The 19008-nt window shown below is 62.8% G+C and carries 17 protein-coding genes and 1 tRNA gene; 13 read left to right on the top strand and 5 right to left on the bottom strand.

The features are described from left to right. Positions 1–192: 192 nt before the first annotated feature. The 7 genes from HZB49_RS11225 to HZB49_RS11195 all read left to right on the top strand — a co-directional run bounded on the left by HZB49_RS11225 (position 193) and on the right by HZB49_RS11195 (position 7551). Positions 193–1269, top strand: coding sequence for a nitronate monooxygenase family protein (locus HZB49_RS11225; protein ID WP_291611086.1), 1077 nt, complete (start codon positions 193–195; stop codon positions 1267–1269). 81 nt (positions 1270–1350) lie between these two features. Further along, complete coding sequence (gatC, locus tag HZB49_RS11220) at positions 1351–1638, top strand: Asp-tRNA(Asn)/Glu-tRNA(Gln) amidotransferase subunit GatC (protein ID WP_291611084.1); 288 nt, start codon at positions 1351–1353, stop codon at positions 1636–1638. Between the two features lie 74 nt (positions 1639–1712). Beyond that, a complete protein-coding gene (locus HZB49_RS11215; protein WP_291611082.1) occupies positions 1713–1925 on the top strand; it encodes a hypothetical protein in 213 nt (70 codons plus the stop codon). Next, complete coding sequence (gene gatA, locus HZB49_RS11210; RefSeq protein ID WP_291611079.1) at positions 1922–3397, top strand: Asp-tRNA(Asn)/Glu-tRNA(Gln) amidotransferase subunit GatA; 1476 nt, start codon at positions 1922–1924, stop codon at positions 3395–3397. Before HZB49_RS11215 ends, gatA begins: the two co-directional genes overlap by 4 nt. Continuing rightward, positions 3388–3693 (top strand): hypothetical protein, encoded by a 306-nt coding sequence (locus tag HZB49_RS11205; RefSeq protein WP_291611077.1) that lies wholly within the window; start codon positions 3388–3390, stop codon positions 3691–3693. The genes gatA and HZB49_RS11205 overlap by 10 nt, the downstream gene beginning before the upstream one ends. 710 nt (positions 3694–4403) lie before the next feature. Further along, complete coding sequence (gene gatB, locus HZB49_RS11200; protein WP_291611191.1) at positions 4404–5921, top strand: Asp-tRNA(Asn)/Glu-tRNA(Gln) amidotransferase subunit GatB; 1518 nt, start codon at positions 4404–4406, stop codon at positions 5919–5921. A gap of 1363 nt (positions 5922–7284) precedes the next feature. Further along, the gene (locus tag HZB49_RS11195; RefSeq protein ID WP_291611075.1) at positions 7285–7551 is read left to right on the top strand and encodes a hypothetical protein; all 267 of its coding nucleotides are present in this window, start codon (positions 7285–7287) and stop codon (positions 7549–7551) included. 525 nt (positions 7552–8076) lie between these two features. Here HZB49_RS11195 and HZB49_RS11190 read toward each other — a convergent pair. Next, positions 8077–8170, bottom strand: a tRNA-Ser gene (locus tag HZB49_RS11190). Between the two features lie 884 nt (positions 8171–9054). On the opposite strand from HZB49_RS11190, the gene HZB49_RS11185 reads away from it, so the two are divergent. Further along, positions 9055–10623, top strand: a complete 1569-nt coding sequence (locus HZB49_RS11185) for a porin (protein WP_291611073.1) — start codon at positions 9055–9057, stop codon at positions 10621–10623. A 361-nt stretch (positions 10624–10984) separates the two neighbouring features. Here the strand turns inward: HZB49_RS11185 and HZB49_RS11180 are convergent, their stop codons facing one another. Together HZB49_RS11180 and HZB49_RS11175 are read right to left on the bottom strand one after the other, a co-directional pair. Continuing rightward, complete coding sequence (locus HZB49_RS11180; protein ID WP_291611071.1) at positions 10985–11263, bottom strand: DUF3551 domain-containing protein; 279 nt, start codon at positions 11261–11263, stop codon at positions 10985–10987. A 352-nt stretch (positions 11264–11615) separates the two neighbouring features. After that, positions 11616–13850: a lytic transglycosylase domain-containing protein gene (locus HZB49_RS11175; protein WP_291611069.1), complete on the bottom strand. Its 2235-nt coding sequence runs from the start codon at positions 13848–13850 to the stop codon at positions 11616–11618. Positions 13851–14085: 235 nt separating this feature from the next. On the opposite strand from HZB49_RS11175, the gene dapA reads away from it, so the two are divergent. The 4 genes from dapA to HZB49_RS11155 all read left to right on the top strand — a co-directional run bounded on the left by dapA (position 14086) and on the right by HZB49_RS11155 (position 16661). Then, positions 14086–14976 (top strand): 4-hydroxy-tetrahydrodipicolinate synthase, encoded by an 891-nt coding sequence (gene dapA, locus HZB49_RS11170; RefSeq protein ID WP_291611067.1) that lies wholly within the window; start codon positions 14086–14088, stop codon positions 14974–14976. A gap of 112 nt (positions 14977–15088) precedes the next feature. Continuing rightward, complete coding sequence (gene mscL, locus HZB49_RS11165; protein WP_291611064.1) at positions 15089–15505, top strand: large conductance mechanosensitive channel protein MscL; 417 nt, start codon at positions 15089–15091, stop codon at positions 15503–15505. Position 15506: 1 nt separating this feature from the next. After that, positions 15507–15980 carry an SsrA-binding protein SmpB gene (gene smpB, locus HZB49_RS11160; protein WP_291611062.1) on the top strand — a complete coding sequence of 158 codons (474 nt, stop codon included), beginning with the start codon at positions 15507–15509 and terminating at the stop codon, positions 15978–15980. Between the two features lie 105 nt (positions 15981–16085). Continuing rightward, entirely contained in the window at positions 16086–16661 is a 576-nt protein-coding gene (locus HZB49_RS11155) for a peroxiredoxin (RefSeq protein WP_291611060.1), read from the top strand. A gap of 105 nt (positions 16662–16766) precedes the next feature. Here the strand turns inward: HZB49_RS11155 and HZB49_RS11150 are convergent, their stop codons facing one another. After that, positions 16767–17426, bottom strand: coding sequence for a uracil-DNA glycosylase (locus HZB49_RS11150; RefSeq protein WP_291611058.1), 660 nt, complete (start codon positions 17424–17426; stop codon positions 16767–16769). Further along, positions 17407–18057 carry an NYN domain-containing protein gene (locus HZB49_RS11145; RefSeq protein WP_291611056.1) on the bottom strand — a complete coding sequence of 217 codons (651 nt, stop codon included), beginning with the start codon at positions 18055–18057 and terminating at the stop codon, positions 17407–17409. Before HZB49_RS11145 ends, HZB49_RS11150 begins: the two co-directional genes overlap by 20 nt. Positions 18058–18417: 360 nt before the next feature. Here HZB49_RS11145 and rpoZ point away from each other — a divergent pair, with 360 nt between their 5' ends. Continuing rightward, positions 18418–18810: a DNA-directed RNA polymerase subunit omega gene (gene rpoZ, locus HZB49_RS11140; protein WP_291611054.1), complete on the top strand. Its 393-nt coding sequence runs from the start codon at positions 18418–18420 to the stop codon at positions 18808–18810. Positions 18811–19008 lie beyond the last annotated feature (198 nt).

Here is a 19008-nt window from a genome sequence, read left to right as displayed (position 1 = left end):
TCGCGTTCAACATGCGCCGATGGGCGACAATCGCAGCATAAGCTTCACCCCGAACACAGCCACCTAGCCTTCAGCCCCAATCCGAAAGACGTCCCTCTTCCCTCTCACGGCCAATAAGTCCAATTACGCAACAGGCCCACTAGGGGAGAGGGTGCAGCAGTGCAAGAATTGAACTGACAAGAGAGAAAAACCATGTGGCCGGACCGCCGACTTCTCGACCTCTTCAAGACCGAATTCCCGATCGTGCTGGCGCCGATGGCGGGCGTGATGGATGCCGATCTGGTGATTGCCGCGGCGCAGGGCGGGGCGCTGGGCTCATTGCCCTGCGCGATGATCCCGGCAGAGAAGGCGCGGGAGCAGGTCAACATCATCCGCCAGCGCGTTTCCGCGCCGGTCAACATGAACTTCTTCTGCCACAAGCCTGTCGACGCCGATCCCGCGCGCGAGGCCGCCTGGAAGGCGCGGCTTGGTTCCTACTACGGGGAATTCGGCATTGATCCCGCCGCACCGATCAACGCCGCCAATCGTGCGCCGTTCGATGCCGCCTTCTGCGCCGTGGTGGAGGAGCTGAAGCCCGAGGTGGCGAGTTTCCATTTCGGCCTGCCGTCGCCGGACCTGGTCAGGCGCGTCAAGGCGGCGGGCTCCATCGTGGTGTCGTCGGCGACGACAGTGAAGGAGGCGATCTGGCTGGAGCAGAACGGCGCCGACGTCATCATCGCGCAAGGCGCGGAAGCCGGCGGCCACCGCGGCATGTTCCTGACCGACGACATCGCCGAGCAGCCCGGTACCTTCGCGCTGGTGCCGCAGGTCGTCGATGCCGTGAAGGTGCCGGTCATCGCTGCCGGCGGCATCGCCGACGGCCGCGGCATCGCGGCGGCCCTGGCGCTCGGCGCCTCCGGCGTGCAGATCGGCACCGCCTATCTGCGCTGCCCCGAATCGAAGGTGACCGCGGCGGCCCGCGCGGTGCTGGCGCAGGCAACCGACGAGAGCACCGTCATCACCAATGTGATGACCGGCCGCCCGGCGCGCGGCGTCGCCAACCGCGTGATGCGCGAGGTCGGCCCGATCTCGCCGGATGCCCCGGCATTCCCCCATGCCGCCACCGCGCTCGGGCCGTTGAAGGTGGCCGCCGAGAAGCTCGGAAGGGTCGATTTCACCAATCTTTGGGCAGGGCAGGCAGTCGGGATGGGCCGGGAGATGCCGGCGGCGGAGCTGACCCGGGCCCTGGCCGGCGCGGCGCTGGCCCGGATGCGCCAAATGGCCGGCTGAGGGGCCTGTTAGCTCGGTTGCGGCGCAAAAGCGGCCTCTGCTATACGGCGGGCTGAATTCCCCCGTTGAGGCCATATATTAATGTCCGTGGACGCCACGACCGTTCGCCGTATCGCGCATCTGGCGCGGATCGCGGTCACCGACGCCGAAGTTCCCCATCTGCAGGGCGAGCTGAACGCGATGCTGGCCTTTGTCGAGCAGTTGTCGGAGGTCAATGTCGACGGCGTCGAGCCGATGACTTCGGTGACGCCGATGGAGATGAAGAAGCGGGCCGACGTCGTCACCGACGGCGACATCGCCGACGACATCTTGAAAAATGCGCCGGCAACGGAAGATCACTTCTTTCTGGTGCCGAAGGTCGTTGAGTAACATAGCGTTTTCAAGCGAAGTGGGTACCGGTTCGCGTAAAGAAAACGCGTCAAACCAAAGAGTGGCGAGATCCAATGTGTCTGCTCTGCGACGATGAGAAGGCCTACAAGGCCTATATGGATTTCCTGGATGCCATGGAGAAGCAGGGCAAACAGGCCGATCCCGACAAGGCGATTGACGCGGTGCTCGACGCGCTCGAGGCCAGCGAGTTGACGCGCCCCAAGCAGGACGACCCCGCCAACGACAAGACGCTTTCTCCGTTCTTCTGCAGCCCGATCAATAAATGACAACGTTGACATCGATGACGATCGCCGAGGCCCGCGACGGCCTCGCGAAAAAGTCCTTTACGTCGCGTGAGCTGACCGACGCGCATCTGGCCGCGATGGAGGCCGCGCGTTCGCTCAATGCCTTCGTGCTGGAGACGCCGGACCAGGCCCGCGCCATGGCGCAGGCCGCCGATGCGAAGATTGCCAAGGGTGAGGCGGGGCCGCTTGCCGGCATTCCGCTGGGGATCAAGGATCTCTTCGCGACCAGGGACGTCCGCACCACCGCGTGTTCGAAAATCCTCGGCAATTTCGTGCCGCCCTACGAGTCCACCGTCACCTCGCAGCTCTGGCGCGACGGCGCGGTCATGCTCGGCAAGCTCAACAATGACGAATTCGCGATGGGTTCGTCGAACGAGACCTCGTGCTTCGGCCCGGTGGTCAATCCGTGGCGGCGCGAAGGCTCTAACACCGCGCTGGTGCCGGGCGGCTCGTCGGGCGGTTCGGCGTCCGCCGTGGCGGCACTGCTGTGCATGGGGGCGACCGCGACCGACACCGGCGGTTCGATCCGGCAGCCCGCGGCGTTCACGGCGACCGTCGGCGTGAAGCCGACCTATGGCCGCTGCTCGCGCTGGGGCATCGTCGCCTTTGCCTCCTCGCTCGACCAGGCCGGGCCGATCGCGCGCACCACGCGCGATGCCGCGATCCTGCTGCGTTCGATGGCCGGCCATGATCCGAAGGACACGACGTCGGTCGACATCGCTGTGCCCGATTACGAGGCCGCGATCGGCAAGTCCGTGAAGGGCATGAAGATCGGCATTCCCAGGGAGTATCGCCTCGACGGCATGCCCGCGGAGATCGAAAAGCTCTGGAGCGAGGGCGCAGCCTGGCTGAAGGCGGCCGGCGCCGAACTCGTCGAAGTGTCGCTGCCGCACACCAAATATGCGCTGCCGGCCTACTACATCGTGGCGCCGGCGGAAGCCTCCTCCAACCTCGCGCGCTATGACGGCGTGCGCTACGGCCTGCGCGAGCAGGGCCGCAATGTCATCGAGTTGTACGAGAACACCCGCGCGAGCGGCTTTGGCGCGGAAGTGCGCCGCCGCGTCATGATCGGCACCTATGTGCTCTCGGCCGGCTATTACGACGCCTATTATATACGTGCCCAAAAAGTGCGCACGCTGATCAAGAAGGACTTCGAGGACTGCTTCGCCAAGGGCGTCACCGCGATACTGACCCCGGCAACGCCGTCGGCGGCCTTCGGCGTCGGCGAGAAGGGTGGCGCCGATCCCGTCGAGATGTACCTCAACGACATCTTTACGGTGACCGTGAACATGGCGGGCCTGCCGGGCATCGCCGTGCCCGCGGGTAAGGACTCGCAAGGCCTGCCGCTCGGTCTGCAGCTGATCGGCCGTCCCTTCGACGAGGAAACCCTGTTCTCGCTCGGCGAGGTGATCGAGCAGGCCGCCGGCCGCTTCACCGCGCCAAGATGGTGGTGAGCATGGCGGACCTGAAAGCCAGCCTTTCAGACGCACAACCGGCGCCGGCGCTGAGTCCACCGCTTGCCGCGATGTGGTGGGCCGCGAAGGGCGATTGGGATCAAGCGCACAAGATCGTCCAGGATGAATCCGGCAAGGATGCCGCCTGGGTGCACGCCTATCTGCACCGCGTCGAGGGCGATCTCGGCAATGCCGGCTACTGGTACCGGCAGGCCGGCCAGCCGGTCGCCAAGGATGCGCTGGAAGCCGAGTGGGGGCGGATCGTTTTCGCGCTGATCGAGGGTAGCAAATCATGAACGCCGCCGATGCTAACTTGAGCAAGCGCCCTCTAAGGCAACCCATGCATTTCGCTTGGGATGACAGACTTGAGGAGAAGGAAAAGGCCTCGATCGCGCAGATTAACGATTGCTTGGATCGGCTGAGCACTCTCCGACGCGATGAGGTGACGCGTGCAGGTCCACATCGATCCGAGATTGCGTGGCAACTAGCTGCATATCGTCAGGCGCTTCTGTTCCGCGTCGTAGCGCTCGTAGACGGAATTGCGAACGCATGGAATAGCCGAAGCACCTTGGCGGCCTTCCTTTCCGCTCGTGCCCTAGTCGAAACGGTTGCTGTTGTTGCGCAACTTGAAGAGAGCGTAACCACCCTTCTTGCCGAGAGGAAACTAGAAGAATTAAAGGTACTTGTTGAGCAGGGATTTTTCGCGAGCCGTGATCCGGAAGTATTAACGCAAGCCCCGCACGTCGAAGCCAAGAACGTTCTGACCAACGTTGGCAAGCTGGACAAGTTAGTGCCCGGCATTCGGAAGTATTATGAGCAGCTTTCGGAGCGCTGCCATCCGAACGGCCTCGGACACAACCTCATGTTCGGTACGTTCGACAAACAGGCCGAGGTCTATCAATTTACGGACGAGCGGTTCCCTAACGAGAATGCAATAATGATTCTCGGCGTCCTAGACCTTTTGCCGGGAACGGAAGCGTCTCTTGCACAGATCGATGGGTTAGTTTTGCAAGTCTTTGAGGCTCATCTAGCCTTCGTACAGACCAAGGCAGCCAAGTCTGGCAAGCTGATCAAGGGCTCAACCGGCGACTGGGAAGTCGTGATCGGCATGGAAATCCATGCCCAGGTCACCTCGAACTCAAAACTGTTTTCCGGCGCCTCGACCGCGTTCGGCGGCGATCCCAATAGCCAGGTCTCGCTGGTCGATGCCGCGATGCCGGGCATGCTGCCTGTCATCAACGAGGAATGCGTCCGGCAGGCGGTGCGCACCGGGCTCGGGCTCAACGCAAGGATCAATCTGCGCTCGGTGTTCGACCGGAAAAACTATTTCTATCCGGACCTGCCGCAGGGCTACCAGATCAGCCAGTACAAGTCGCCGATCGTCGGCGAGGGCGAAGTGCTCGTCGAGCTCGAGGGCGGCCGGACCGCCACCGTCGGCATCGAGCGACTGCATCTGGAGCAGGACCCGGCAAAAATGCAGCACGACAAGTTACCGTCGCAGTCCTTGGTCGATCTCAACCGCTGCGGCGTCGCGCTGATGGAGATTGTCTCAAAACCGGACATCCGCGATGCCGAGCAGGCCAAGGCCTATGTCACCAAGCTGCGCTCGATCCTGCGCTATCTCGGCACCTGCGATGGTGACATGGAGAAGGGATCCTTGCGCGCCGACGTCAACGTCTCCGTGCGCAAGCCAGGCGGGCCGCTCGGCACCCGCTGCGAGATCAAGAACCTGAACTCGATCAATTTCATCGGCCAGGCGGTCGAGGTAGAGGCGCGACGCCAGATCGAGATCATCGAGGATGGCGGGCAGATCGAGCAGGAGACGCGGCTGTTCGACCCCAACAAGGGCGAGACGCGTTCGCTGCGCTCCAAGGAAGAGGCGCACGATTATCGTTATTTCCCCGATCCCGACCTGCTGCCGCTGGAATTCAGCCAGTCCTTTGTCGACGACCTAAAGGCGCACCTGCCGGAGCTGCCGGACCAGAAGAAGGCGCGCTTCGTCGGCGACTTCGAGCTGTCTGCCTATGACGCCGGCGTGCTGGTTGCCGAACGCGAAAGCGCTGACTTCTATGAAGCCGTGCTTGCAAAGCTTTCCGACAAGAAGCGCGACGGCAAGGTGGCGGCGAACTGGGTGATCAACGAGCTGTTCGGCCGTCTCAACAAGGAAGGGCGGGACATCAAGGGCTCGCCGGTCTCCGCCGAGCAGCTTGGCGCCATCGTCGACCTGATCGGGGAGGGCACCATCTCCGGCAAGATCGCCAAGGACCTGTTCGAGATCGTCTGGCAGGAGGGCGGCGACCCCCGCCAGATCGTCGAAGCGCGCGGCATGAAGCAGGTCACCGACCTCTCGGCGATCGAAAAAGTGGTCGACGAGATCGTCGCGGCTAATCCGGACAAGGTCGCGCAGGCAAAAGCCAAGCCGCAGGCGCTCGGCTGGTTCGTCGGACAGGTGATGAAGTCGTCCGGCGGCAAGGCGAACCCGCAAGCCGTCAACGATCTCCTGAAGTCCAAGCTCGGACTCTGACGATCGCGCGCGGCGGCGGCGCGCGTTGCCAACTTCGCATCCCCTTTTCATCGCAAACCGATCGCGAGCGACGTTCGCAAAGCGATATGCGTGTTGCGAATCGGTCAGCGATGATTCGCAACAGCGGTGACGTTCGGCGCGCGCGAGCGAGCGAACATGCCAGTGAGCACGAAAATATTTTCATTGCCAAAGTTCGCGACTCAGAGTCCGCGAACGCCGTCGTTAACTACGTTGCGCGCTTCGCGCGCGCTTTCATCGCGCGAAGAATGCATCGAACGTGAATCAAGGAAATCGCTGCGGCACAGGCATTTCCTGCAATCCCGGCAAATGCCCTGCGGACGGCGCGGGCATTTCCCGCATCGTGATGCGCGTGCGCCGTCGCATCTTCGAACGATGCGCGCGATGCGCTCGCGCGGCGGCGCGTCAACACTTCCTTAAGGGGGACACTGTTTTTTTGATTTCGTTGGTGTATTCGGGATGACGTGCATCTCGATTCCCGAGTGCACGCAGCAACTCAAAGCCATCTCACTACATTAGGAGGGCAACATGGCCAAGAAAGCGAAGAAGGCGAAGAAGGCGAAGAGCGCAGTGAAGAAGACTGCGAAGAAGACCCGCAAGGTCTCCAAGAAGAAGAAGTAACTCTCGCCTTTGAGAGGATGCCGGTGTCCTTGATGCCGGCGCGTCACGAGAGCCTTCAGGCGGCAGACTTGCGAAAGCCGGTTTCTTCCTAAAGCTCTGGTCGACGAAAGAGGGTGTCGGCGAGACATCAGGTCAACGGCCGGATCGAACTTTCGAACTTCGAAGCGCGGTACGGCAGAAGAAACGGTCTTTCTTCGTTCGTTGCGGAACGCTCGTTCCGCAGTTTCACCCGGGGCCCTTGCGGCCACGGACTGGGATCTGGTCCTGACGTGTTCGCCGACGCCCTCGTTCAAGCCCGCCGGGGATCGCCCCGGCTTTTTTTATGCCCTGACATCGTTGGTACGATCTCGTCCCCGCAAGGGGGGGGGCTTGCACGGGCTTTCGCCCGCTGCTGCCGGGTTCGTCCGTGCACGCGGCGGCCGGACACAGCGGCGTGGTACCCTGCGGAAATGGTTATCGTTGTCCCAAGCGCGACGGTAAACCGGAATTTGCGATTGCAGGGAAATGCCTGCGGCACAGGCACTTTTTCGATTCTGCCACGGGATGCCGGTCGCGCGCGTTTACATGCCGTTCATCGCGATACTTAAACTGCCCTTCAAATTTGTCCGTCCATATTCGCCTCAACAAGCCGGCAAACGGCAGTGGGGAATAGCGTCTAATAGTTGGGACAGGGGCCGCACTCGGGGGAGAACGCGGCCAACGACAATAAAAGGGGAGACCGAACATGTTTCAGGGAACATTGGATCTGGACGGCGCAGTGCCGGTTGCGGAAACCGCGATCCAGGACGTGCTGTTCGAGCGCGGGCTTTACTGGGCGAGCGGCCGTTCGGGCGTCGTCAATCTCGTCGCCGCCCACAAATGGTTCAACCTCGCCGCGCTGAAGGGCCGCCCGGATGCGATCGCGCTCCGCCGCGAAGTGGCCGAGCAGATGAGCGAGATCGAAATCGCCGCCGCACTCAGCGAAGCGCGCGCCTGGATGACGGAACACTAGGTTCAGCGCCAAAACGCCGGCGACCGTGACGATCGCCGGTGGTCCTCGATGCGGAGCTTGCGATGCTTCGCCGATCCGGCCGCGCGCGGAGAAATCCTTCGACCGGCTTCACCGATGCTCACGCGCCGGTATCGACGACGTTGTACGGCGGATCAGAGAAGAGTTGGTCGACGTCATCGCCAGAACTCTCGCGCGGCACCGACCCGCTCATCACACATTATCTTGCAATGCGCACACCCGCGCGAGCGCCGCGCAGCGGTACGGGCCGGCCGATGCTCACACAGCTCGGCGAATCCTTTGCGGGCAGGGTGGTTGCAAGTCCTCTCACCGCGATCGGTCTTCCCTAATCAATCGCGGAGTCCGAAGAAGAATGCGATGCTCCATCAGGACGGGCAGCATTTCGATCATGTCGATCTTTGATCCGTCGCTTTGCAGCCCCAAGAAATCGCTTCTTGGCGAACGCCGTCCCGGAACCCGACTTGAAGTAGCGTTCGAGGCTGCGTGCCTTGGCTTCAGCTCTGTGGATGGCGGAGACGGAGGGATTCGAACCCTCGATAGGCCTTTACAAGCCTATAACGGTTTAGCAAACCGCCGCCTTCAGCCACTCGGCCACGTCTCCGTTATGGGTCGATATGCCCGACGCGGGGGCGAGCCGCAAGCGACAGATACGAACGGGGCGTTAGTCCTGACATGGGGCCCTTGAACCGCCCGCCAGGCGTGGCCGAAGCGTGTCTAAAATGCGACACTTGCATTGATAACGGCCGTCATACGGCCAACCCGCTCACTTCGCGTCGCTCGCCCGCCTGTGGCGGATCGATTTGGCGAGGATGCGACGACGAGATTTGCCTGGCTGGGCCGCTGAAGGAATCGTTCGCGCATCGCTTTCGCCCGAGATTCGATTCTCGGTTGGCGCGCGGCTCGGAACTTCGTCACGCGCGAGATTCAAGTTAGTCCTGCAAAATAAGGCTTTCTCGCATTTTCCTCCGCGAGACGCGGTGGTGGATTCGAGCCGCGCCTGTGCGCGTTCAAGTTCCCGCGGCTGTGTGGTTGCGCGCGTTTGCGCAATCGATTCCCGCGCAGGATTCTGCGCGCGACACCTTATATTGGGTGGAAATACGAGGTCGGCGCCGGTCTTCGCAGTGCAAGCGAGACCAAATGGAACTTTTTGAAAAAATCTTTTCAGAACAATTACTTATGGGGATATTTTCATGCTGGCTGCGTGTTATTTGTGCAACACCCACCCAAAAAGGACCTGACTCCCCCCGTTTGGAGCGGTTCCTTTGTTGCGTGTGCAGAATGCATCGGTAATTGTGACCGTGCGACGGAGGGGGGCATCCCGAGGTCGCCCCGTATTAGGTGGTTCGCTTAAGTCCCTCGCGTTCAGCGGGTGTGTCCGAAGGCGCGAAGCGGCTAAGCGGTGAAATAGGGACAAGGGAACCAACCTTAGGGTGTCTCACCCAGCGGATCCGGAACCTTCCCTTTGGAGCAACTTGGAGGTTTAACATGAAGACGATTAAGAGCCTTATCCTCGGCTCAGCGGCGGGTCTTCTCGCCATGGGTGGGGCACAGGCTGCTGATCTTCCCGTGAAGGCCAAAGCGGTCGAATACGTGAAGATTTGCTCCCTGTATGGTGCCGGATTCTTCTACATCCCGGGCACTGACACTTGCATCAAGCTGGGTGGTTATCTGCGCGCTGACGTCACGTTCAACGGTGGCGTCTACGGCGCTCCGTTCTGGAACGGTGACGGCGGTCAGACCAACCGCTATCGTGACTATTTCGGCGCCCGTTCCCGTATGCAGTTGACGGTCGATACCCGCACTGCCACCCAATACGGCGTGGTCCGTACCTTCGGTCTGAGCAACTGGCAGTTCCAGAACAATGGCACCGCCAATGCTACGACTCTCGGCACGTTCCCGGCCTCCAGCACGACCGGCCTCATGGGGCCTGGCGGCGGCTATGTCTCCGTCGACCTTCTGTTCATCCAATTTGCCGGATTCACGTTCGGTCGGTCTGCCTCGGCCTATTCGACCCCGTGGCATGGCTATCCCGGCAACAACACGTCGTTCTTGATGGGTGGCAACGACAGCGTCACCGGCGTCAACAACATCCAGTACCAGGCGCAGTTCGGCAACGGCGTGTCGGCCACCATCGGCCTCGAAGACCCGTCCGTGTATGACCGTACTGCCGTGCTCAACATGGCGTTTGTTCCGACCGTCGCGTCGAACGCCGCGGGTGTGGGTGCCTATGGCGGCACGCATGCTCCCGACATCGTCGGTAACGTCCGCGTCGACCAGGCTTGGGGTCTGTTCCAGATTTCGGGCCGGGCGCACGAAGTGGTGCCGTCCTATAACATCTTGACGGCTGGCACTGGCGTTCCGAACAATGTGTCGGAGATCTCTGGTCACCCCGATTCCAAGTGGGGCGGGTCGGTGATGGCCGCCTTGCAGATCAAGAACATCCCGACCGGAGCGGGCGACGATATCAAGATCGACGCCAGCTACACCAAGGGTGCTGTTAAGGACGTGATCGCGACCAGCGCTCCTTCCCCGAGCTTCGTTATGTTCGGTGGAACGGGCCTCGCTGGTGCCTATCAGAGCATCGGTTTCGGTCAAACCGCTGATGCGACCTACCTGCCGGTGTTCGCCGGTGGAGACGGTCAGCTGAAGCTGGTGGATGCCTGGGGTGTCCGTGGTGCGTTCAACCACAACTGGGATCCCCAGTGGTCGACGAGCCTGTGGGGTGCCTATTCGGCAGTCCGCTACAGCGGCACCGTGGGCGACCTGACGACGGCCAAGGGCCAGTGGTGTGCTAACTACACCACCGCAGCGAAGGCTCCGTCTGCAGACTACGTCTGCAACCCGGACTTCAACGTTGCCCAGGTCGGTATGGTCACCCGTTGGACCCCCGTCGCGAACCTGACGTTCTCGGGTGAAGTCGGCGCAATCTTCCTCGACCAGAAAATGACTGGTTCGATGCTGCTGACGCCCACGGCTCCGAAGCCGGTCGCTCGGTACGAGTTCCGGGACCAGAGCACCGTCTACCTGAACTTCCAGGCTCGGCGTAACTTCTGATCCTGAACGACTTGAAACACTCGGAACCCCCGGCAGGCAACTGCCGGGGGTTTTCTTTTGATCGCTCAAAATGCGACTATTGAACGTGCGCGTGAAGGACCCTGCACTCTGACGGCAGCTCCCGATAGCGACGACGGCATGTTGAAGGCGGGGCGGACAAGCCCTTACACACAGCGCCGGCCAAAGAAGAATTTCCCGGTCTGGCGTTGGAGGTGCTGCGCGGAAGCAGGCGTCGCAATGCAAAGGAACGGGAAGGCCAGTCTGCTCATGGTGAGCAGCTCGCGGGGTCGCGGTGCTGCTTCCGGGGTAAGGGCGACGTTCTGGTTCCGCCCGCGACGGCCCTGCGGAAACCAGCCGTCCATCACTGTGTTCGAGGCCGTTTCTTGCGCGTGCTGGCCCTCGTTTTCCCGCCATAATAGGGATTGATGACGCATGAGGCGTTGCGGCCCGATGCCGATGCTTGGCACTGCGGCATCGAGGTGTAGGCACACTCGAAGTAGTAATCCGCCATGCTTTGGTAGATCTGCAGGCAAACTGGATATTTCGGGTCGTAGGTCTGCGCCTGCACCGTCGGGGGCAGCGAAACCAGCGCGGCGATAGCCGTCGAAGCTATGGCGGCAATTGCGTGGGGCAGTTTCATGTTCAGTGGCTCCCTGAATCTCTCGCTTCTGCACGGTGGCCGCCGTTTGCACTGCTGCCCGCTTGTTGCCGCACCACTAAGCGAATTCCACCTTCCGCTCGAATTCAACGAGGCCGAGATACCCGATCCCAAAATGGAGCCAGCTCGCGTCGTTCATCTCAGTCTATCCCACCACGGGTTTCAAGAGAAACCCGAAAATCTGGAGTCCATCAAAGCGCCGGCAGCTCGGTGATTCCGATCCCAAGTATCATCCAAGCGCTGCAGACCGGCGCCGCCGGCCAATGGCGAGGGCGCGGGATCCCGAGGCCCCGGAGAATCGCCTGAGATCATCGCTGCTGGTGATAAAGGCTGGCTATTCCGTGCTGGTGCCGCGCCGCAGGTCGGCCTCGATCTGCAGCTTCGTGCCGCCGCCGAAGCGGGCACGGTAGACCTGCAGGTTCTCCATGATCCGCTGCACATAGTTGCGTGTTTCGGAGAAGGGAATCAGTTCCACCCAGTCGACCGCATCGACCTTGGGGTCGCGCGGATCGCCATAACGCTCGATCCACTTCTTCACGCTGCCGCGGCCGGCATTGTAGGCCGCAAAGGTCATGATGTAGGAGCCGCGGTAGTCCTCCAGCAGTCCGCCGAGCTCGGCGGCACCGAGCGTGGCGTTGTAAGCCGAATCGTTCTTGAGCCGGGCGAGGTCGTAAGTGGCGCCGTGGCGCTTGCAGACATAGCGCGCCGCATCCGGCGTCACCTGCATCAGCCCGTAGGCCTGGGCCGGCGACACCACGGACGGGTTGAAGGCGCTTTCCTGGCGGGCGATGGCGTAGACGATGCTCTTCTCGACCTCGGGCCCGATCGCCTTGAACGGCGGGATCCCGTTCACCGGATAGGCGTAGAAATCGAACGGCAGGCCGCGGTTGAGCGCGGCCTTGCCCATCAGCAGCATGCCGCGCGCATCGGCATAGCGGGCGGTGATCTCGCCGAGCCCGACCAGCGCCTCGGGGTCGCCGTTCTCGCCCATGTCGGCGAGCAGGGGCACCGCGATGTCGCCCTCGTCGAGCTCATAGAGCAATTGCGCCGCCCGCACGATCTCGAGCCGCTCCGGGCTGCGGCCGCGCGCAGACGGCGCGCCGTTCAGCTCGATCTGGGGCAGGCCGAGCTTGGCGCGGGCGAGCTGTCCGTAATAGCTGGTCGATTGCTCGGCGGCGCGGGTGTAGGCGGCGCGGGCCTCCTGGGCGCGGCCGGCGGCCTCCGCGGCGCGGCCCTGCCAATAGCCGGCGCGGGCCAGCGCGGTCGGATTGACGCTGCCGACGCCGATGCGCGCAAAATGCTGCGAAGCCACCGCGGGATCGCTGAGGAAACGCAGCGCGATCCAGCCGGCGGTGAATTCCTGCTCGGTCTTGTAGATGTCCCTGGCCGGCAGCGCGGCATCGCGCGCGATCAGATAGGCGGTGCGGAACTCGTTGACGTCGATCATCTTGCGCGCCAGCAGCCGCCGCTCGATCCACCATTCGTCCAGATTGTGCAGCCGGCCCGGATCCTTTGGCGCACTCATCATCAACTGCGCGGCCTCGGCGAATCTCTCGTCGCGCCGCAGCAGCTGGATCTTCGCGAAGAGATAGCCGGGATCGGAATGCAGCTCGCGCGGCACGGCATCCAGCAGGGCCTTGAGATTGCCGCCCTTGCGGTTCGCCGCGATGCGCGCCTTGGCGAGCGCAACGTGGCCCGAGCCCAGGCGCTTGGCGGCGCGCATGCCCGCCGCCTCGTTCTCGGTGCCGTAGAGCAGGGCGTCCATCCGCGCCTTGTGGTCGCCTCCGCTCAGGAATGCGCCGAACATGTCGAGCGCGTTGCCCTCGGTGTCCTCCGACATCGGATCGTTGCGCCAGGCCTGGCGCACCAGCCGCTCGGCATTGCTGCGGTCGCCGCGGGCGATCATCGCCTTCGCCAGCGCCAGGCGTCCCTTTGCCGAGACCGGCGATTCGTTCTCGAACCACGACCAGATCGCGGCATCCTCGCGCTTGTCGTCCCACAGCGCGGCCTCGAGCCGCCGGCGCAGGAAGCTCTGCGAGGGCCAGCTCGGATTGGCCGAGATGAAGGCGCGGTAGCGCTCGACGGTGACGTTGTTGTTGTCGCTGCGCAGGATCAGCCATTCCGCCAGCTTGCGTGCCACCGGATCGGAGATCGCAGCCTCCGCCTGCGTGGCATCGTCGGGCTTGCGCTTGCGCAGGAGCTCGATGACGTTCTCCAGCGCGTCCTTGTCGGCCTGCGAGGTGGTCGATGTCGCAGCCACTGCCGCTGGCGTGATGTGCTTGCGCGCCGTCACCGCTGCCGGGCGGGGCGGCGGACCAGGCGGCGCGGCCGCGGGGCCTGCATGCGCGGTGTGAACGGGGGCGGCAGCGACGCTCTTGTCCACGCCCTTCGGCGATGCCGGCGCAATCGCCGAGGTCGTTGCGGGCGCGGCATTGCGCGCAATCGGCCGCGGCTTTGGCAGCGGGACCTTGGGAGCGGCTTCCGCGGGAATCGAGAACGCTGCCGCCAGCGCCAGGCACGTTGCCAAAGCGGTGGATCGCAACGCTGCTGCGCGCACGGTTCGGATCACGGCGTTCCTTCGCGGCGAATCGTTCAACCAGACAAGCCTTAGGTCTATTTGATTGAATATGTGGACAAAATACTAATAGACCCCTGTGGGCCCAGCGCTCTGTGCGCCAATACCGCGGCGAAATCGCGGCTGACTGAGGATGGAACAGGGCCGGTACGGCCCTTTCGCCGCGACTTCAGACCCGATATGAATGCCTTTCAGTTCACCTGTCGCGCGCAAGTTCCGGAGGAAGTCCATGGCAGCCAAGACAAAATTCAGGGGGTCGTTCACCGCTCTGGTCACGCCCTTCAAGAATGGCTCGCTCGACGAGGCTGCGTTCCGCTCCCTGGTGAACTGGCAGATTTCCGAGGGCACCCACGGCCTGGTGCCGGTCGGCACCACCGGCGAGAGCCCGACGCTCAGCCATGACGAGCACAAGCGCGTGGTCGAATGGTGCATCGAGGAGAGCAAGGGCCGCGTGCCCGTGATCGCGGGCGCAGGCTCCAACTCCACCAAGGAAGCGGTCGAGCTGTCGCAACATGCCGAGAAGGCTGGCGCCGACGCCGTGCTGATCGTCACGCCCTACTACAACAAGCCCACGCAGGAGGGCATGTACCAGCACTACAAGGCGATCAACGACGCCATCAACATCCCGATCATCATCTACAATATTCCGGGCCGCTCGGTGATCGACATGTCGGTCGACACCATGAAGCGGCTGTGGGAATTGAAGAACATTGCCGGCGTCAAGGATGCCACCGCCAGCATGGTGCGGGTATCGCAGCAGCGCGCCGCGATGGGCGAGGATTTCAACCAGCTTTCCGGCGAAGACGCCACCATCATCGGCTACATGGCCCATGGCGGCCACGGCTGCATCTCCGTCACGTCGAACGTTGCGCCGCGGCTCTGCTCGGAATTCCATCTGGCCTGGCAGAAGGGCGACGTCAAAGCCGCGCTGAAGATTCACGACAAGCTGATGCCGCTGCATATCAACCTGTTCATGGAAACCAGCCCGTCGCCGATCAAGTATGCGATGTCGCTGCTCGGCAAGATGGACGAGAAGCTGCGGCTGCCGATGGTGCCGGTGCAGGAATCGACCCGCGCCGCCGTGCGCAGCGCCATGGTGCATGCCGGCCTGATCAACTGAAGCGTTTTGAAGCGAAGTGGGCACCGGTTCGCGTGAAGGAAACGCGTCAAATCAAGAGTCTGCCGCATTTTCGGCTTCTGAATAAGCCCGCCGTCGCAGGGGAGGATTCGCCGTGCTGAAGGAATTCAAGGAATTTGCGATGAAGGGCAATGTCGTCGACCTCGCGGTCGGCGTCATCATCGGCGCGGCCTTCGGCGCCATCGTCACCTCGATGGTCGGCGACATCATCATGCCGATCATCGGCGCCATCACCGGCGGGCTCGACTTCTCCAACTATTTCACCGGCCTGTCGAAGTCGGTCACGGCGACCAATCTGGCCGATGCCAAAAAGCAAGGCGCCGTATTGGCCTGGGGCAATTTCCTCACGCTGACGCTGAACTTCCTGATCGTCGCCTTCGTGCTGTTCCTCGTGATCCGCGCCATGAACCAGTTCAAGCGCAAGGAAGAGGCCGCGCCCGCCGCGCCGCCCAAGCCCACGAAGCAGGAAGAACTGCTGACGGAGATCCGCGATCTCCTCAAGAAGGGTTAACGTGGCCGAGAAGAACGAACGCCCGATCAAGGTCGCCGCCGAAAATCGCAAGGCCCGTTTCAACTATGCGATCGAAGACACGATCGAGACCGGCATCGCGCTGACCGGCACCGAGGTGAAATCGATCCGCAGCGGCAAGAGCACGATCGCGGAATCCTATGCCGATTCCAAGGACGGCGAACTCTGGCTGATCAACGCCAACATCCCGGAATATCTGCAGGGCAACCGCTTCAATCACGAGCCGAAGCGGCCGCGAAAGCTGCTGCTGCATCGCAAGCAGATCAACAAGCTGATGGGTGCGGTCGACCGCGAGGGCATGACGCTGATCCCGCTGAAGCTCTATTTCAACGAGCGCGGGCGGGCAAAACTGCTGCTGGCGATCGCCAAGGGCAAGAAGCTGCACGACAAGCGCGAGACCGCGAAGAAGCGTGACTGGAGCCGCGAGAAGGGCCGGCTCATGCGCGCGCGGGGATAGATTGGCGAATGGTGAGTGGCGAATGGCGAGTAGCGTAGTGTTCGGCCGGGTGCGCTGCCATTCGCTATTCGCCACTCGCTATTCGCGGCCTTGGAGATCGACGAGATGAACCAGAAGAACCTGCTGGAAGTCGACTGGAGCAAGATCCCGGCGCCGACGGACGACGGCGGCGCGGCGCATTTGAAGGGGACAAGAGTCCCTTCCGTTAGCCTGCGCGCCACCAACGACACCGCCGTCGACCTGTCGCAGCTTGCGGGCCGCACCGTCGTGTTCGCCTATCCCCGGACCGGCGAGCCCGGCAAGGTCAGCCTGGTCGACGACTGGGACATGATCCCGGGCGCCCGCGGCTGCACGCCGCAGACCTGCTCGTTTCGCGATCTCTTTGCGGAGTTGAAGGCAGCCGGCGCCAAACAGGTCTTCGGCCTGTCGACGCAGAGCAACGAATACCAGGCCGAGATGGCCGCGCGGCTGCATCTGCCGTTTCCGGTGCTGTCCGACGAGAAGCTGAGGCTGACCGAGGCGCTGCAACTGCCGACCATGGAGGTGGCGGGTCTTACGCTAATCAAGCGCCTCGCGCTCGTCGTCGACGACGGCCGCATCACCCACGTGTTCTATCCGGTGTTTCCGCCGGACCGGAACGCCGGCGACGTGCTGGCGTGGCTGAAGGAAAATCCGCGCTGACTTGTAGGGTGGGCAAAGGCGCACTTCGCGCCGTGCCCACCATTACGTTCGCGCTCGTGAAGGTGGGCACGCTTCGCTTTGCCCACCCTGCAAAGTCTGTGGCGATCAGCCCAGGTCCTTCCGTACCCGCGCGAACACGTCGCGAAACATCTTTGGCGTCAGCACGCCCGTGTTGGTGTTGTAGCGCGAGCAATGATAGCTGTCGTAGAGGCGGATGTTTCCGGCCTTGTGCACGGCCCCGTGCGCAAAGGGCGCGGCGGCGGCCTTCAGGCCCACCGCCTTCAGCGTCGAATCATGGGCGACCCGCCCGAGCAGCACGACGCCCGCAAGCTTCGGCATTGTCGCCATGGTGGCAGCCAGGAACGTCCGGCAGGTGTTGATTTCGGCCGGCAGCGGCTTGTTCTGCGGCGGCACGCAGCGCACCGCATTGCTGATCCGGCAATCGACCAGCGCAAGGCCGTCGTCCGGCCGCGCTTCGTATTTGCCTTTGGCGAAGCCGTAATCGAGCAGCGTCGAATAGAGGAGGTCGCCGGCATAGTCGCCGGTGAAGGGCCGTCCGGTGCGGTTGGCGCCCTGCAACCCAGGAGCGAGTCCGACAATCAGCACGCGTGCACCCGGGTCGCCGAAGGATGCGACCGGCGCGTTATGCCAATTCGGTTCCCGCGCCCGCGCCTCGGCGCGAAACGCCGCCAGCCGCGGACAGAGCGGACAGTCGAGGTCGGGTTCGGTCGGGGAGAGGCCGAGACTAGTCTTCGAAATCGTCACCGGCTCCACGGGGCGCCATGGTGGTGGCGCGCTGCAGGAATTGCGGCGCGTGGTGACGCGATTCGCCGCGCTCACCGCGCTCGCGCGGGGCGGGCCGCTCGGAGGGGTCGCGGCCGAGCTTGGACTGCAGTTCCACCAGATCGGTGAAGACGTCGGCCTGGCGGCGCAATTCGTCGGCGATCATCGGCGGCTGGCTGGCGATGGTCGAGATCACGGTCACCCGGACGCCCCGGCGCTGCACCGCCTCCACCAGCGAGCGGAAATCGCCGTCGCCGGAGAACAAGACCATCTGGTCGATGTGCTCGGCCAGTTCCATGGCGTCGACCGCGAGCTCGATGTCCATGTTGCCCTTGACCTTGCGGCGGCCGGAGGCGTCGATGAATTCCTTGGTTGCCTTGGTGACGACGGTGTAGCCGTTGTAGTCGAGCCAGTCGATCAGCGGGCGGATCGAGGAGTATTCCTGATCCTCGATGATGGCGGTGTAATAGAAGGCGCGGAGCAGGGTGCCGCGGCCCTGGAATTCCTTCAGCAGGCGCTTGTAGTCGATATCGAAGCCGAGCGTCTTCGCTGTGGCATACAGGTTGGCGCCATCGATGAAGAGCGCAATCTTGTTGGAAACGGGTGTCGACATCAAAAGCCTTTTCGCTTGGTAGTTGTTATCGCGTTTTCGCGCAGCTGCAAAGAGCTGCGCGCAGTTTCACGCCATGCGCCTAAAGTTCGGTGAATCCATCCCCCCGACAGTCACCACTGCAATTGTGGTACGGCGAGGGCGAAAAACCCAGACTTTTGACACTGCAATCTAGTGTTTTGGCTTGTCCTGGACGGCACCTGGGCCTGTCTCTGGACGCTCCGGCCTCCTGGCCCCGGCGAGGGGTTAGCAGAGGGGGGCTGTAACGCCAAATCACAATTTGGCCTTGCGTATTCCTGCCGACGCCTATAACTAACGGCCAACAATCAGCAATTTCGGCCCCATTTAACGGAGCGACAGCAGATGGCGCGCGTCACCGTGGAAGACTGCATTGACAAGGTGGACAACCGGTTCGACCTGGTTCTGTTGGCAGCGCATCGCGCGCGCATGATCTCGTCGGGCTCGCAACTGACAGTCGATCGCGACAACGACAAGAACCCGGTCGTGTCGCTGCGCGAAATCGCGGAATCCTCGATTTCCCCAGAGGATTTGAAGGAAGAGCTGGTTCATTCCCTGCAGAAGTTCGTCGAGGTCGACGAGCCCGAGCCCGACACTGTGCCGCTGATCGGCTCGGCCGGCGCCAGCGTCGATGCCGACGACACCGAGGTCGCGGTCGAGCGCATGACCGAAGAGGAGCTGCTCAAGGGCCTCGAGGGCCTCGCGCCCCCGGAAGAACAGCCGGAAGAAGACGAGTAACCCATACCGTCACACCGCAATTTTACGAAAAGGCCCGGACAATTGTTCGGGCCTTTGCTTTTGTTGACATTTTTTTGGTTAGGATGCGTTCTTTAGACGGCGGGCGGGCCATCTATACCCGGTTGGGTGCATTCTGGCTCGAACACCGGATGAGGGGTGTGCAGCAAGTCCATGGGCAGGCGATAGCAGACGGCGAAT

Source organism: Bradyrhizobium sp. (assembly GCF_016219575.1).
Taxonomy (GTDB): domain Bacteria; phylum Pseudomonadota; class Alphaproteobacteria; order Rhizobiales; family Xanthobacteraceae; genus Bradyrhizobium.
This window is presented reverse-complemented; position numbering and strand designations above follow the sequence as displayed.

Coding starts and splice junctions, on each gene's coding strand:
- HZB49_RS11145 (WP_291611056.1), bottom strand. CDS start 18,057: ATGTCGACACCCGTTTCCAACAAGATTGCGCTCTTCATCGATGGCGCC.
- HZB49_RS11195 (WP_291611075.1), top strand. CDS start 7,285: ATGTTTCAGGGAACATTGGATCTGGACGGCGCAGTGCCGGTTGCGGAA.
- dapA (WP_291611067.1), top strand. CDS start 14,086: ATGGCAGCCAAGACAAAATTCAGGGGGTCGTTCACCGCTCTGGTCACG.
- HZB49_RS11215 (WP_291611082.1), top strand. CDS start 1,713: ATGTGTCTGCTCTGCGACGATGAGAAGGCCTACAAGGCCTATATGGAT.
- HZB49_RS11180 (WP_291611071.1), bottom strand. CDS start 11,263: ATGAAACTGCCCCACGCAATTGCCGCCATAGCTTCGACGGCTATCGCC.
- HZB49_RS11185 (WP_291611073.1), top strand. CDS start 9,055: ATGAAGACGATTAAGAGCCTTATCCTCGGCTCAGCGGCGGGTCTTCTC.
- gatC (WP_291611084.1), top strand. CDS start 1,351: ATGTCCGTGGACGCCACGACCGTTCGCCGTATCGCGCATCTGGCGCGG.
- gatA (WP_291611079.1), top strand. CDS start 1,922: ATGACAACGTTGACATCGATGACGATCGCCGAGGCCCGCGACGGCCTC.
- HZB49_RS11225 (WP_291611086.1), top strand. CDS start 193: ATGTGGCCGGACCGCCGACTTCTCGACCTCTTCAAGACCGAATTCCCG.
- rpoZ (WP_291611054.1), top strand. CDS start 18,418: ATGGCGCGCGTCACCGTGGAAGACTGCATTGACAAGGTGGACAACCGG.
- HZB49_RS11155 (WP_291611060.1), top strand. CDS start 16,086: ATGAACCAGAAGAACCTGCTGGAAGTCGACTGGAGCAAGATCCCGGCG.
- HZB49_RS11205 (WP_291611077.1), top strand. CDS start 3,388: ATGGTGGTGAGCATGGCGGACCTGAAAGCCAGCCTTTCAGACGCACAA.